Source organism: Metabacillus schmidteae, from assembly GCF_903166545.1.
Classification (GTDB): Bacteria; Bacillota; Bacilli; order Bacillales; family Bacillaceae; genus Metabacillus; species Metabacillus schmidteae.
This window is the reverse complement of record NZ_CAESCH010000001.1, coordinates 2,177,346-2,192,265: the sequence shown is the minus strand read 5'-3', so window position 1 is coordinate 2,192,265 and position 14,920 is coordinate 2,177,346. Positions and strand designations below refer to the sequence as shown.

General features: G+C 34.2%; 17 protein-coding genes. 3 read left to right on the top strand and 14 right to left on the bottom strand.

The window, feature by feature from the left end:
* Positions 1-30 precede the first annotated feature (30 nt).
* The 4 genes from HWV59_RS10450 to HWV59_RS10435 all read right to left on the bottom strand — a co-directional run bounded on the left by HWV59_RS10450 (position 31) and on the right by HWV59_RS10435 (position 3,426).
* On the bottom strand, positions 31-276 hold the full coding sequence (locus HWV59_RS10450) for a YkuS family protein (RefSeq protein ID WP_175638805.1): 246 nt from the start codon (positions 274-276) through the stop codon (positions 31-33).
* 237 nt (positions 277-513) lie between these two features.
* A complete protein-coding gene (locus HWV59_RS10445) occupies positions 514-1,644 on the bottom strand; it encodes an N-acetyldiaminopimelate deacetylase (RefSeq protein WP_407941628.1) in 1,131 nt (376 codons plus the stop codon).
* Positions 1,645-1,723: 79 nt separating this feature from the next.
* Positions 1,724-2,434: a 2,3,4,5-tetrahydropyridine-2,6-dicarboxylate N-acetyltransferase gene (gene dapD / locus HWV59_RS10440; RefSeq protein ID WP_102231990.1), complete on the bottom strand. Its 711-nt coding sequence runs from the start codon at positions 2,432-2,434 to the stop codon at positions 1,724-1,726.
* Between the two features lie 104 nt (positions 2,435-2,538).
* Positions 2,539-3,426 (bottom strand): LysR family transcriptional regulator, encoded by an 888-nt coding sequence (locus HWV59_RS10435; protein WP_102231989.1) that lies wholly within the window; start codon positions 3,424-3,426, stop codon positions 2,539-2,541.
* A gap of 137 nt (positions 3,427-3,563) precedes the next feature.
* Here HWV59_RS10435 and HWV59_RS10430 point away from each other — a divergent pair, with 137 nt between their 5' ends.
* Positions 3,564-3,944, top strand: a complete 381-nt coding sequence (locus tag HWV59_RS10430; RefSeq protein ID WP_175638804.1) for a VOC family protein — start codon at positions 3,564-3,566, stop codon at positions 3,942-3,944.
* A 35-nt stretch (positions 3,945-3,979) separates the two neighbouring features.
* Here HWV59_RS10430 and HWV59_RS10425 read toward each other — a convergent pair whose 3' ends face one another.
* The 5 genes from HWV59_RS10425 to HWV59_RS10410 all read right to left on the bottom strand — a co-directional run bounded on the left by HWV59_RS10425 (position 3,980) and on the right by HWV59_RS10410 (position 7,493).
* Positions 3,980-5,488, bottom strand: coding sequence for an MDR family MFS transporter (locus HWV59_RS10425; RefSeq protein ID WP_407941572.1), 1,509 nt, complete (start codon positions 5,486-5,488; stop codon positions 3,980-3,982).
* 100 nt (positions 5,489-5,588) lie between these two features.
* Complete coding sequence (gene cbpB, locus HWV59_RS10420; RefSeq protein WP_175638802.1) at positions 5,589-6,059, bottom strand: cyclic-di-AMP-binding protein CbpB; 471 nt, start codon at positions 6,057-6,059, stop codon at positions 5,589-5,591.
* Positions 6,060-6,438: 379 nt separating this feature from the next.
* Complete coding sequence (locus HWV59_RS10415) at positions 6,439-6,957, bottom strand: ribonuclease H-like YkuK family protein (protein WP_102231985.1); 519 nt, start codon at positions 6,955-6,957, stop codon at positions 6,439-6,441.
* 148 nt (positions 6,958-7,105) lie between these two features.
* Positions 7,106-7,231: a hypothetical protein gene (locus HWV59_RS27285; protein WP_268921783.1), complete on the bottom strand. Its 126-nt coding sequence runs from the start codon at positions 7,229-7,231 to the stop codon at positions 7,106-7,108.
* A gap of 25 nt (positions 7,232-7,256) precedes the next feature.
* The gene (locus HWV59_RS10410; protein ID WP_026562808.1) at positions 7,257-7,493 is read right to left on the bottom strand and encodes a YkuJ family protein; all 237 of its coding nucleotides are present in this window, start codon (positions 7,491-7,493) and stop codon (positions 7,257-7,259) included.
* Positions 7,494-7,886: 393 nt separating this feature from the next.
* On the opposite strand from HWV59_RS10410, the gene HWV59_RS10405 reads away from it, so the two are divergent.
* Positions 7,887-8,120: a glutaredoxin family protein gene (locus HWV59_RS10405; protein WP_102231984.1), complete on the top strand. Its 234-nt coding sequence runs from the start codon at positions 7,887-7,889 to the stop codon at positions 8,118-8,120.
* Positions 8,121-8,317: 197 nt separating this feature from the next.
* On the opposite strand, the gene HWV59_RS10400 is transcribed toward HWV59_RS10405, so the two are convergent.
* The 4 genes from HWV59_RS10400 to fadH all read right to left on the bottom strand — a co-directional run bounded on the left by HWV59_RS10400 (position 8,318) and on the right by fadH (position 11,603).
* Positions 8,318-8,998: a DUF3993 domain-containing protein gene (locus HWV59_RS10400; RefSeq protein ID WP_102231983.1), complete on the bottom strand. Its 681-nt coding sequence runs from the start codon at positions 8,996-8,998 to the stop codon at positions 8,318-8,320.
* 202 nt (positions 8,999-9,200) lie between these two features.
* Entirely contained in the window at positions 9,201-9,440 is a 240-nt protein-coding gene (locus tag HWV59_RS10395) for a hypothetical protein (RefSeq protein WP_235991705.1), read from the bottom strand.
* Between the two features lie 63 nt (positions 9,441-9,503).
* Complete coding sequence (locus HWV59_RS10390) at positions 9,504-10,721, bottom strand: EAL-associated domain-containing protein (RefSeq protein ID WP_175638801.1); 1,218 nt, start codon at positions 10,719-10,721, stop codon at positions 9,504-9,506.
* A gap of 117 nt (positions 10,722-10,838) precedes the next feature.
* Positions 10,839-11,603, bottom strand: a complete 765-nt coding sequence (gene fadH / locus HWV59_RS10385) for a 2,4-dienoyl-CoA reductase (protein ID WP_102231981.1) — start codon at positions 11,601-11,603, stop codon at positions 10,839-10,841.
* A 183-nt stretch (positions 11,604-11,786) separates the two neighbouring features.
* Here fadH and HWV59_RS10380 point away from each other — a divergent pair, with 183 nt between their 5' ends.
* Positions 11,787-12,650 (top strand): metallophosphoesterase, encoded by an 864-nt coding sequence (locus HWV59_RS10380; protein ID WP_175638800.1) that lies wholly within the window; start codon positions 11,787-11,789, stop codon positions 12,648-12,650.
* Positions 12,651-12,771: 121 nt separating this feature from the next.
* Here the strand turns inward: HWV59_RS10380 and HWV59_RS10375 are convergent, their stop codons facing one another.
* Positions 12,772-14,883: an RNA degradosome polyphosphate kinase gene (locus HWV59_RS10375; protein ID WP_102231979.1), complete on the bottom strand. Its 2,112-nt coding sequence runs from the start codon at positions 14,881-14,883 to the stop codon at positions 12,772-12,774.
* Positions 14,884-14,920: the final 37 nt, after the last annotated feature.

Sequence of the window (14,920 nt, the reverse complement as noted above, 5' to 3'; positions counted from 1 at the left end):
CCAGGCTCTTTTTAAGTCATTTTTTCGTTATTAACGGTTTACTTTGCTTTCAACCTGCTGGCAGATTTCATCTGCTGATAAACCACTCGCCTGAATAACAGAACCAGCTGTTACTACATTGCTGATACCCATTACATTGGAATCCTGACCAGTGATAACACAGCAGTCACAGCCTTTTGCATCATTTTCATTGTTTAATTGGACAACATCATATCCTTTTTCTTGTAATGCAGAAGTAACATCAGATAAAGATTGTTCCACACCGATTTTTGCCATTATTTATCCACCTCCTACATGTATTGTGTACACGGTTGGATAAAATATACTTTATTAATTGCTATTGAGAGGGAGTTCAGACAAATTTCCTTGGACAAAAGTTTTTTATCTCCGATTACTTTTGGAATGATTATGTGCGATTTAGAAAATATATCTCCTATTAGACATTTTTTGACAGACATACTCTATGACATAACTTAAAAAAGCAATCGGTATATAAACCAATTGCTTTTTAATTCATTGATTAGATTTGAAAGATATATATTTACACATAATATCAACTGCAACCTCAATGGCAGATTCATCTGGTTGTAACTTTGAATGGTGTAATCCATAAGGTGAGCCTACGCCTAACCAGAACATAAATCCGGATATTTGATCTACCATATAACCAAAATCTTCTCCCGTCATTGCTTCTGTGCATTCTCTTACATCATAGCTTGTCCCTTCAGAAATATATGTCATGAATTCTCTTGTTAGTTTTTCATCATTATCTACTTGATGATACATTGATCCATAATCAATTGTTGCTTTACATGAATATCCTATTTCATGTCCTTTTACGATTGCTTCAATTCGTTCCTTTACTTTCACCATTGATTCTACAGATAATGTCCGAATTGTTCCCTCAAGTCTTGCATTCTCGGCAATAATATTCTGAACCGTTCCACCTGTTATTTTTCCAATTGTAATAACTGCACTATCTAAAGGGTCAATATTTCGAGCGACAATTGTTTGGAGTTGTGTTACTAACGAACAAGCAGCTACTACCATATCATTGGTTGTATGGGGATATGCAGCATGTCCACCTTTTCCTTTTAGATCGATAAACAATTCTGATGTGTTGGCAAATAGCAAACCGGGTTTTGTAGCAATTGTTCCCACTGGAAGCTCTGGTGATATGTGGAGGGCAGTTATCAAATCGGGTTTCCATTCTTTAGCAATATCACTATTTAACATTGGCTCCGCTCCACCCGGTCCTTCTTCAGCTGGCTGGAATAAAAACAAAACATTATCTGTAATTGGATTATTCACAAAATGTGTTAAGATTCCAACCGCTATTGTCATATGTAGATCATGCCCACATGCATGCATATATCCGGGATGTTCAGAACGAAAGTCATAGTCTGTTTCTTCTGTTATTGGCAACCCATCAATATCAGCTCTATAGCCAATCGTTTTCTTTGGATTTGTTCCTTTAACTAATGCAAAAATACCAGTTTTCCACGTTTTTACTTCCAAACGACCTTCCGGTAATTGTTTTAATATATTCAAAAGATACTGTTGAGTTTTAAATTCCTGAAAGCCAATCTCTGGTATGCGATGTAAATCTCTGCGAATTCGAATGAGGTGTTCTATCCCCACAATGACCAATCCTCTCTATACAGAAGAGGATGACTATACCAAATAGTCTAATATAGGCCATTTAGAGTCATCCTCACCATTCTTATAATTGTCTTAACTCTTGCATAATTTCTGTTTTAGATTGTGTTTGAGCATCAATATCTTTAATTTTACGAGCTGGTGCACCATAAACAACAGTATATGGCTCAACGTCTTTCGTTACGATAGATCCAGCACCTACAACAGCCCCTTTACCAACAGTTACACCTTCAAGAACAACACAATTAGCACCGATTAATACATCATCTTCAATAACTACTGGTTTTGCAGAAGGCGGCTCAATTACACCAGCTAATACAGAACCTGCACCAATGTGACAGTTTTTACCTACTGTAGCACGTCCACCTAATGTTGCGTTCATATCAATCATTGTTCCTTCACCAATAACTGAACCAATATTGATAGAAGCCCCCATCATAATGACTGCATTGTCACCAATTTCTACTTGATCACGAATAATTGCACCCGGCTCAATTCGTGCTTTAATTCCTTTTAAGTCTAATAAAGGGATCGCTGAATTACGACGGTCATTTTCAATAACGTAATCTTCGATGTTTTCTTTGTTGCTCTCTAATGCTGCTTCAATATCAGCCCATTCCCCGAAAACAACTCCTGTGTTTCCAGTAATAAACGTTTGTGCTGATTCACCAAAGTTTATTCCTTCAAGGTTTCCTTTTACATAAACCTTTACAGGTGTTGATTTAGTACTGTTTTGTATAAATGAGATAATCTCATTTGCATCCATCATTTTCATATGTATTTCCTCCTTGTACTATGTCAGTCATTCTTTACTGTATCAAAGGAACAATCTGTTGACAAGATATAAGCTAAATTTGTCATATTGTCGAATTCAAATTTTTATAAATGTTTATACTCTCCCTTTTGATGTTCCTCAACAATCTCCAAAAATGCCTTTACTTGTTTTAATTCAAAAGATGACTCAAAGCCTAATAACCAAGTATTTCTTTCAATTGGTTTTCCATCATCATCAAGAAGCGGAATTTTGAAAACCTCCTGCTCTTCTTCTTTTAATGTGACGGAAGGAAGGATTGCATACCCAATACCATTTAAGGCCATTTGTTTACAAGTTTCAATTTGGTCTACAACAATGGTTCTTTTTGGAGATGTATTGAATTGACGATGCCACCAGTCTTGTATTTCCTGATAATATGAGGAATCACTTTTAAATTGGATAAAAGGTCTTTCAGTATGTAGTACCTCTTCAATATTTTGTATCTCTGTATCAACAAGGTATAGTGTGTCCGTTAATAGGTGTTTTTTCATACCCTTCCATTCAGGATCACCACGAATAATCCCTACATGCACATGATCCTCATACATACTTTTTAAAATTTCACTACTCCACCCGGTTATAAGAGAAATTTTGGCATGAGGAAATTTTCTTACATACGTTTTTAGCACACTTGGTAACCAATGTTGCCCAATTATTGAGGCAACTGCAAGCTTTAATGTTCCATGCACCTCACCTTCTAGTGCTAGTAATTCCTCTTTCACTTTATCTTCTTTCAATACAACCTCCCGGGCATAGGCAACAATTTTTTCACCAGCAGGAGTTAATGTAAGCCCCTTTTGCGATCGGATAAATAATTGTAATCCCCAAGATTTCTCAATCGTTTGTAAACGCTGTGATAATGCTGGTTGAGAAACAAATAACCGTTCTGACGCTTTTCTCATATTCATCTCTTCAGCTAATACCACAAGCATTCTAAGTTCTGATGTTTGCATTCGCTCACCCTTTTATACAATAAGTTTCCCTTATGACAAGTATCATTTTTATCCTAATTTTATTATTAAGATGTCAATAGTATCATAAGGATATTGCTTATTTTTGTAAAGATCTATTTTAAAGGAGGTTGTTTGAAATGGATATTTCTATCATAGGTTTAGATCATATTCAAATTTGTGTACCGTTCGGGAAAGAACATATAGCTAAAAGCTTTTATCTAGATTTATTAAAATTTGAAGAAGTTGAAAAGCCTGAGGAATTAAAGAGAAACGGGGGTTTTTGGTGTAAAGCCGGTGATATTCACCTTCATATAGGTGTAGAATCGTTTGAAGAGACGATAAGTAAACGTCATCCTGCCTTTATAGTGGAAGATATACAAGAAGCACGAAATGTTTTAAGAAAACATAATGTCACAATAAAGGAAGAGACATCTCTTCCAGGAATAGAACGATTTTCCTTTTATGATCCTTTTATGAACAGAATAGAATTCCTTCAAAAGAGTAGGAATGATTCATAATAAACAGACTGCCCATAAATTAAGGGCAGTCCCCACTATATTTTTTCTTTCTTGGGCAGAAAGGTAATGAGAATGAAGCTTAAAATCGCAAACCCTAATACAACTAAAAAAACATTATGTAGAGCTATTTCAAGACCTTCTTGTAGAAGCATTCTTGCTTTTGCAGTTAATGAAGTTCTTTGTTGTTCATCTAATAAAAGAGTAGTTGAATCGAGATTTAATTCATTCTCCACCCCTTTCCTAGTGAAGTACGAAAGTAACTGGCTGTTTAAGATACCACCTAATAAAGCCGCACCAATTGTGCTTCCAACGTTTCTCATAAACATATTGGTTGCCGTTGCAACACCTCTTTTATTCCATTCAACTGTACTTTGAATCGAAACAATAAAAGCTGTAGTTGTTAGTCCCATACCTATACCAACTAAAAAAGATCCAAAAGCAGCAAACACCGGGCTATCACTGCTTGATAATAATATAAAAACAATACTTCCCAAAATTAGAGATATTCCTCCCAAAATAGAGGTTGTTCTAAAACCAATTTTCAAAATAGCCCTTCCAGAAATCATTGCAGCAATAGGCCAACCTACTGACATTGCCGTCAAAGCAAAGCCAGCTACGATCGCCTTTTCCTCCATAACCCCTTGCACAAATGTTGGAAGAAATGTTGATAATCCTATTAACATAACTCCTGTTGTTAAGGATGTAAGATTTGCGATTAAAATAGATCTTTCTTTCCAGAGATCAAACGGCATCATAGGGTTATCAACTTTTCTTTCATAAAACACAAAAATAATGAAGCTTAGTATGGATAATAGACCTAACAATAAGACTGGTATTGATAGCCACTCAAATCGGACTCCTCCTTCGACTAAAATAAACATAAAGGAGGTTACAGCAATTGTTAGAAAGATAGCACCGCCATAATCAATCTTTGGTTTTTGCTTCTCTATGTTTTCATGTAGAAATAAATATAATCCGATTATGGCAAGAACTCCAAGTGGAATATTGATCCAAAAAACAAATCTCCAACTTACAAATTCAACTAACAAACCACCAATAGCAGGACCCATAATCGCTGAGATTCCCCATACACTAGATAAAAAACCTTGAATCTTTGCCCTTTCTTCCTTTGTATAGATATCGCCTACAATCGTTGTAGCAATAGGCATAATTGCACCAGCACCAAATCCTTGAACAAAACGTGCAAAAATAAGCATTTCCATAGATGAAGCCACTCCACAAAAAACAGATCCGAATAAAAAGATAACGATCCCCACTGTCAAAACAGGCTTCCTACCAAATAAGTCCGATAATTTTCCATAAATCAACACAGTCACAGCATTCATTAATAAATAAGATGAAAATACCCAGCTATATAGAGAAAAATCCTCTAATTCAGCCACAATTGCAGGCATTGCCGTTGCTACAATTGTAGCTTCAATTGCTGCCATAAACATTGCCAACATCACGGTAGCTAGTACATAAGGCCGTTTTGTTTTACGACCCTTTGTTTCTAATACAAACTGATCTTGTTCCATTGACATAATACCGCCTTTATAAAATAAGTACTATAAAACTTCACAAGCTGAATAAAAGGGACGGTCCTTTTGTTTTGAAATGAGGACAGTCCCTTTTACTAGTCTTTCAATCTTTTTCATTATTCACATACATGTTCATTTTTAGTAAGTCGACTTGCTTTTTTACCTTTTTTAATATTGCTCTTCTTGTAAATATTCCTTCAAAAGTGTTAGTTTCATTTATCACGCAAACAAATGGATGATTCACAACAAGCTCTAATCCTTTTTCAAGCGAATCATGTAAATATAATCTAGGAATATCCGTATTCATCACTTCTTCAACCTTCATCCTATCTAACTTTTCGAATTCAATTCGTTCTAGTCCAAAAATATTGTCCATGATTAAATTCATTCCAATAAGTCCATGTAATTTAAACGTTGGATCTAAAACAGGGATGGCTGTATAGCCTGTTTTCGTTAAAACAAGCAAGGCATGCTCTAAATTATTACCTATTTGAACATGAGCTACTTTATCTCCTGAAATCATTAAATCCTGTATAGTTAATCCGTTCAATTCATTGTCATCTAAGCTAAACATGTTGTTCTTCCTCTCTTAAAAAGCTATTTTTCTCCACAAAGAGGTGTGTTAAAGGTTCCTAATCTATCATATCATAAAATGTATTTCTATTTCTTCGTTTACCATCCTATATTTGTGAAAAGATTAGAAATTGCCAAGTCCTTATGGAGAGATTAGGACGTAACAATCATTCACCTATGAAAGTGTTTTCAAAAAATAAAACTCGCTGACTGGCGAGCATGAAAGGCGGAGTGTGGTGCGCTGGTGCACGAATAATTCTCTCTTAAAATTAGCCATCACATCATATATTCTTCCAGACAGCTTAATTTATTCTTTCTTAACGTATGACAAAAAAATGATACTCTTGCAGAGTATCTTCTTATTTAATACTATATAATTTTCATTTCGTATATCTATTGGCATAGCTAAAAGCTGTATATGATTCCGGTTTTATTTTTGCCTCAATTCCCATGGCTTCAATTCTCCCTGTCATTTCTTGAATTAATTCCTTTGTCATTCCTTTTCTTCCAATATCCAAGTGTATTTCAAATACTAAATCTGCTCCTTCATCAGCAAAAGGAATTAAAATATCTGATAACTCCATTAAGTACTTTGATGTAAAATAATAAGCAATTTCCTGACTAAGGGCAGTTTCCATAGATATTTTTTCTCTTATACTAGTGATTGGTCGCTTCACAGTATAATTTTTTAAACAGCCCCACGCACCTTTACCAATCCTATGAAGATGGACAGCTGTGATAAACTTCGTTTCTGTTTGATGGACATGTGAATCTGACCCTATAGACAGTACATATACAGAACGCGGATCCTTTAACATAAAGCCTTTTATACGCTCAAGCACATTTTGAAAGGACATATTCTTTTCAGAGACATTATAAAAGGTGAAAGAATCAATCATCTCACAACTCCTTGTCATATATCATTGTTAGCCTTCCCGTAGACAAAATCATTGTTACTATACTATATGAAGGAGACAAGCAATATTATGAATAAAAAATAGCCATACCTTTTGGTATGGCTATTTCCCTTTACTAGTCTCAATGTTCTTAAATGGATTCCTGACATTGAGAGCAAGTAAAGATCACGTTTTGGTTAGATTGTGCTGTTAATGATTCTGAAAGTGGTCCTTGTCCATCACAAAATGGACAAATAACAAAAGGCTCTTTTTTCATTATGCCTCCTTAATGTTTAAGCATATTATTGGAGGAGATCGAAAATTTCCATAGCAATCATATCGATATTATCAAATTGATATGATTGAGGTTTTTCACCCTTTTGATATACTTCAAGTTCAAACGTGCTATTTTTGTCAAAATATTTTACACTACAACGTTTTTCACCTTCAACCTCAAAAAAACGTTGTACAGGTTCACCTGAACCAGAATTTTCTTGAAGATTTTGAAGTCTTGTAATAATACCTAAAAGCTGTGACACTAGGTATCCCCCTTCCGGAAGAGTTAACGTATAACTAATTCCTTCATTTTATTGTTTTACTCTACCACTCATTCTATCCACTAAACGACGATTCAATAATCAGCAACTTAACTTTGTGCCATGTCAATTTTACACTATGTATGTAAGGATTTCCAAGGAAATTATCTATTGATTGTGAAACTTCCTTTACTTTGAACACATTTTTTCAACATATTTATTGGAATGCTGCCGTTTATTTATCTTTTCTGTGAAGTAGTAGCCTGTCTAATTGTAACACATATTATTAAACGTTCATAAAACAGTTTTTTATAGTGAGCAAAAATAAGATACATGTGATGGATGTTTCTGATAAACTAAGGTAGAATATCACTACACTGTTATTGGGGGATAAACGTGAAAAAAGTTATCGTATATACTCAACCTAGTTGCCCACCTTGTCAAGTTGTCAAAAAATTCCTTGATCATTATCATATTACTTATATAGAAAAGGATGTATCTGCTGACACAGATGCCCGAAAAGTCCTTGTTGAAGATTTAAAATCAACCTCAACACCAACTGTTACAGTGGACGAACATGTGGTTCCAGGATTTGATTTAAAAAAACTTGAGGAACTATTGGGTCTATAAGTAAAAAAGAAAAAAGCTTGGTGACCAGCCAAGCTTTTTTCACTCTATTAAAGGGGTTTGGGGAAAAACGAGAGTTTATGACTAATCAAGTTCCTACGTAGCAATAGGCAGGCAGTAGTTGATTATCTTTCTCATTTATAATGATAATGATTATCAGTTTCAATGTCAATTGTTTTTTGAGATTTTCCTGAAAAAAATCACATAATTTCTATATAGAAAAAATCATGTAAGATCGTTTTTGTTTTCGAATAAAAATAAGGTATGAAAATGTGATTTAAGTTTTGATTTAATAGAAAGTCTTGATTTTCTTCACTATTATTCAGTATTCGTGTATTAAATGTTGAATTTTGTGTTTTTGTTTTTGGTTGTTGTTTATCATTATCTATTTCTTCCAAATCTTTTGCATAGTTTTTAATTTCGGTTATAATTAATCCTTTTTGTGTTTTTGTTAATTTTACCCACTCATAATGTTCATCATAGCTAACTGGACCATCTGAATTTGCTGGAAAAAATTCATAAACAATAATTTGATCTTTTTGTTCAATAATCTTTGTATTTTCATCATAGGAAAAAAACGGAATTACATAGATTGGAAAATCAGTTCCATATACAATATACTTACCATTTTCTTCAAACATGTTTTCATTTAAATATTGATTTATCACATCATTATCGAAGTAATCAGATAAAATATGAACCAATTCCTCTTTTTCTCGTGGCTTCTCTGATAATAATTGTTGTGCTTGAAAGGCACTTTGTACGTGAGATAGGATGTTTTCTCGATTTTTATGATCGAGTTCAGATGCAAATACTGTTTGAGAAAAAACTAAAATAATGGTCATAATAAGAAAACTGCTACAACGTTTTATTTGTCTCATATAGTTTCATCCTTTCTCATTTAAATATATTGACAAGCTATGGCTCACCCTTATTTTACCAGCAATACTGTCGGTATTGTGGTATGAACGTTCGTAAAATCTAATCAAAATATGACAACAACCTTCATTATTCTCTACCCAATTTGACATGACCCTAATCTAAAATTTAAAAAAATAAAAACAGTGAACAATTGTCCACTGTTTACCATGATATTGTATAAGCCAAGTAAAAAATATACGCTAATGAGATAACCGCTGCAATTAAATAGGCAAGAAAGACAGGATTACGTGTATACGGATGATCCTGCACCTTTTCATTTAATTGTGTATCGTACTTCGCTTTTCTTTCACTAACAAGCTTCCCTACTTTAAATGTGTATAGTAAGCTTGTAATTAAAACAAGTAATGCGATTACACCAAGCACCATTGTAAAATAGGTCATCTTGCTGTCACCCCTTCTATAAATAGGATGACTCACTTTTTAAATAATATGCTTTGGAAAAACTTATAAAAGACCTTCTTCTTCATATAGATAAGCATAGGCTAAATCAATAAAAAGATAATGATTCTGACTTAATGGAAACGAAAATGTTCGAATTAATTCTCCTGTTTCAATATCACTATAAACATCACTTAAAAACCCTTTTTGATCAAATCTCATTCTCATAATATTTGCGAGAAAATAAGGTCGCCAACTCCAGTTATGCAGAAAATATTGTGGCTGAATTTCCCATTTTTCCTGTTTGAAAATATTAACAGATTGTTGAAAACCATCTTCATCACAAATATAAATTCTAAAGCTACAGTCGTTCAGCTCCTTTGATAGCTGCTGAAGTAAATCTTCATAATTTTCAAATTGCTTTCCAACCTTTTGAAGGATTTGCTGGACTCGTTGGTTAAAATTTTCTGTAAATAGATAAAGGTTTTCAAGCTTCTTTTTCTCAGAATTAATATAGGTTTGAAATTCATTCTTTAGCATAGCTTTGCATTCATCAATTTTAGTGAACTCCCGTTGAGGTTTACTCAAATAAAACCCTTGGTAATAACGTCCACCATTCTTCCACGCATACTGAAGCTGAAAGTTAACCTCGATGTCCTCATAAAGCAATGCAGCACCGATTTTCCTAGCCAAAAGTGAGATCGAATAAAGTACATCATAATATGATTGTGAAGGAGAACTTAACCTTAAAGGTTGTAGATCAATTTTCAAAATATCAGGTGATAGAAGACCAATACGATCCAGGTTACTACTGGCCTTACCAATGTTATCAATAGCTACTTTAATACCATAGGTTCTGTAATATAGTAAGAGATGATAAAGTTGTTCAATATCTCCCCGAAAATTATGTTCAGTAATTTCTAAAACGATTTGATTAAGTTTTAACCCTTTTTGTTGTTTCTCTAAAAGAATTTCTAGAAAGCTTTCTCCATGATCAAGCATTAAAAGGTTAGCATCACGATTTATAAAAAGGTTAAGATGTGAATCTTTTAATTCCAAAAATTCATCTATTGCAAGGCTTAAAATTGAGTCATCAACTTCAATTCGATACTCGTCCGGAATATTTTCATCCTGAAAAAATTCACCTAGACTTTCAGCTTCGTCATTTAGTTTAATTCTGCCTAAAACTTCATATCCGATGATTTGTTGCTCATCAGCACTGTAAATAGCTTGATAATAAGGAATAACTTCATCTAAATTTGTTAAGACATCTAATGGATCCATTGCAATCCCCTCACCTATCTCTATCTGTATCAAGTTTATTATAGCATATATAGGGAAATTTAGAGATTTTTAACCAATCAATATTGGTTAAAAATGGTAGGAGGTGTGAACAACTTTTTAGAAAGGATGTTTATTTAACCATTGAGCCCCATCCATCGTGATGCATTCTCCGTTTATATAAGTTGCATCATTAGATAGAAGGAACGATGCTAAAGCAGCAATTTCCTCAGGAGTACCTAAACGGCCTAGTGGAACACTATCAATCGTTCTCTTCGCAGCTTCCTCTGATTCCCATAATCGCTCAGCACCACCAGTCCTCTCAATTGGACCAGGTGCAATCGCATTTACCCGGATTCCATATTTCTTTCCCCACTCCACAGCTAAAGTTCTGGTCATTGATAACACTCCGGCTTTTGCTGCCGCAGAATGAATGACACCTGCCCCCGCTCCCCATGCATATGTGGCAACCATGTTAATAATTGAACCGCTCCTTTGATTCTCAATCCAATACTTTCCTACCGCTGATGAACAATAAAAAGTCCCATTAAGAACGATATCAATGACAGATTTCCACCCATTTATAGATAACTTTTCTGCCGGACAAATAAAATTTCCTGCAGCATTATTAATGAAACCATCTATCCTTCCATAAGTTAAATCAACAAATTTAATCAGTTCTACTACTTTTTCGGAATCTCTTACATCTAACTGAAACGTTAATATATTTCCACCTTTTGCTTCTATATCTTTTCGAGTATCATCAAGTCGATCCTGATTTCTCCCGACGATAACTACTTTAGCCCCATCTTGAGCAAATCGCTCGGCCATCGCTTTACCCATACCGCTTGAACCACCAGTGACGATAACCACTTTGTTATTCATTTAACTTCCCCCTACCCTATATTATGAATGATTATTCATTCATATTTTATCATAAGTTATCCCTATAATCTAATGGAACTGATGACTCATCTTTCCTTTTGAATAGAACTTAGTCCTAAAACCGTGCTATACTTTAGTAAAATATATTATCTTATGAAAAATGTTGGAGAATGGTTGGTATTCATGACAAAACTTTATTCTAGGAGATCTTTTCTTAAAGGACTTTTTTCCATAACTATTGGAGGGATCTTAACTGGAGCCAGCGGGTATACATATGCCCGGTATTTTGAGCCTAGTTTTTTAGAGATAAATAAACTAAAAATTACTCATCCAAAGATACCTAAATCGTTTGATGGGTTTAAAATTGTTCAATTTAGTGATACTCATCTAAGTGAATATTTTACAATCGATCGACTAAAAACAATTGTAGGGAAAATTAATTCTCTTAATCCTGATATATTGTTTTTTACCGGGGATCTAATGGATGAGCCCAATCAATATACACAAATAAAAGAAATTGTGCCCATACTTGAAAAATTAGAAGCTCCTTTTGGAAAGTTTGCTGTTTATGGTAATCATGATCATGGCGGATATGGAACTGATATTTACCGAAACGTTATTACAATGGCAGGCTTTACAGTACTTCAAAACGAAGTGAAAAATATTTCGATGTTAGATGGCAATAAAATTTCCATTTCTGGAATTGATGATTTAATGTTAGGGAAACCAAGTTATGAGGGAACTTTAGGAAACTTAAATGAAAATACGTTTAATATTTTATTAGCACATGAACCGGATGCCGCACTTAAGTCAAAAAATTATCCTGTCCATTTGCAATTATCAGGACATAGTCATGGTGGTCAAGTACAATTACCATTCTATGGTCCTCTTATCACTCCCCCTTACGCCACGGAATATTTCGAAGGAATGTATGATGTTGGCAACATGAAACTATATGTTAATCGAGGCTTAGGAACAACAAGGCTTCCTTTTCGCTTTTTATCTGTTCCGGAACTCACTCAAATAACGCTTTTGTCACAAACATAACACTAATAACCAAAGTATGATGCCAAGTCTTACTATCGAAAGGCTTGGTTTTCCATATAAGTAAAAAAATAGTAATACCTTACTGGAATTATAAGGTATTACTGTTTTTAGTATGCTTCTTTTACTCTTCATCCTCTAAGACTTGATAAGCCCTATTAAATAAGGTTAGCTGGCTATCAACTATTGGATCTTGTTCATTTCGTTCAACATAATGATAAACACCATGTTGGTCTTGTTCTCTCGCTTTAACATTGTCAGCTAAATTAAGTGCTAAAACTTGATTAAGACGTATTTTTATATGTCCATCATAGATTGGGAACAAAATTTCAACACGTTTCTCCATATTCCTCGTCATTAAATCTGCCGATGAAAGAAAAGTTTTCTCTTCTCCATTATGATGAAAGAAATAGATTCTACTATGTTCTAAAAATCTCCCAACGATGCTCCGAACTCTTATATTTTCGCTTACACCCTTTATTCCAGGTCGCAAACAGCACGTTCCACGGACGATTAAGTCTATCTGTACACCTGCATTAGAAGCTTCATAAAGCTTAGTAATGATTACTTTATCCGTTAATGAGTTCATTTTTGCAATTATACGACCGTTGGCAAATCTTTTTTGAAATTGGATCTCTTGATCAATTAATTGTATAAAATCTTTTCTAATATCAAATGGGGCTACTGAGAGGTGATGAAAAGCAGGCTTTTCTGTGTAACCACTTAAATAGTTAAAAAAGTTTGTTGCATCGATTCCAAATTTACGTTTGGAAGTAATAAGTCCCATATCTGTATATATTTTGGCTGTTTGATCATTGTAATTACCTGTTCCTAAATGCACAAATCGTTCAATACGATTATTTTTACTTCTTACAACAAGAGTAATCTTACTATGAGTTTTTAAATACGTCATACCGTAAATAACATGACAGCCTGCTTTTTCTAATGCCTTAGCCCATTGAACATTATTTTCCTCATCAAAACGTGCTTTAAGCTCAACTAAAACGGTTACTTGCTTACCGTTTTCGGCTGCACGTTTTAGTGCATCAATAATAGGAGAATCTCCACTTACTCGATACAATGTTTGTTTAATAGCTAATACATCCGGATCATCCGCAGCATCCGAAATAAATTCCACAACTGGTTCAAATGACTCATATGGATGATGAAGAAACACATCTTGCTCTGACACCTTTTCAAAAATATCCTCATCTGATGATATATCCTCCGGCGGCTGTGGAATTAAAGCTTCAAATACCAAATCTTCCCGAAGTTTAGACATTTCCTTTGCAAAGCCAAATAAAAAGGTCAGGTCAAGAGGTCCATCAATTTCATAAACATCTTTTCCATGTATTTCTAGCTCTTCCGTTAAATAACGAAGTATGTTTTGATCAAATCCATCTTTCTGAATTTCAAGCCGTACCGCTGCTCCCCATTTTCGTTTCTTGAGCTCTTTTTCTATTTCTTTCAGTAAGTCTCGTGCGCCTTCTTCATGAATGGTCATATCAGCATTTCTCGTAATCCGGAAAACTGAAACTGATACTACTTTATATCCTTTAAACAGCTTTTGAATAAATGTACTAATAATATCTTCCAATAAAATATATTGATTTTGATCAGTGGTAGTATGTAATTTTACAAAACGCTTTAAAACTGCTGGAACCTGAACAATGGCTGTTTTAAACCGATTTTCTTCAAATTCATCTTTATCTTCAATGACAATTGCCAGGTTTAAGCTTTTATTAAGCAGCATCGGAAAAGGGCGGTAAGCATCCACTGCCATAGGTGTTAACACTGGGAAAATTTGCTCATCAAAGTATTCCTCAAGAATTCTGTATTGCTCAGATGTTACTCCTGACATCTTTAATATTTCAATGTTTTCTTCTTTTAATTGAGGGATTAATAAATCATTGTATGAATCATATTGCATCCCAACAAGGCGATGACCATTTTGACCAATTTGATTTAATTGTTGTTTCGGTGTCATCCCTGCTTTATTTTCAGGTTTATTGAATCCAGCTTTTACTTGATCTTTTAATCCTGCTACACGAACCATAAAAAATTCATCTAAATTAGAGCTGAAGATCGCCAGGAACTTTAACCTCTCTAATAAAGGGTTCCGTTCATCTAACGCCTCCTCTAAAACACGTTCATTAAATGCCAGCCAACTTATCTCTCTATTGTTATAAAAATGCGGACTTTGAAGGTCCAAGGCTTTTTGATTGATAGTATTCATGTTCGTTCACCCTTTTTCGACAATTTCTATTGTTCCA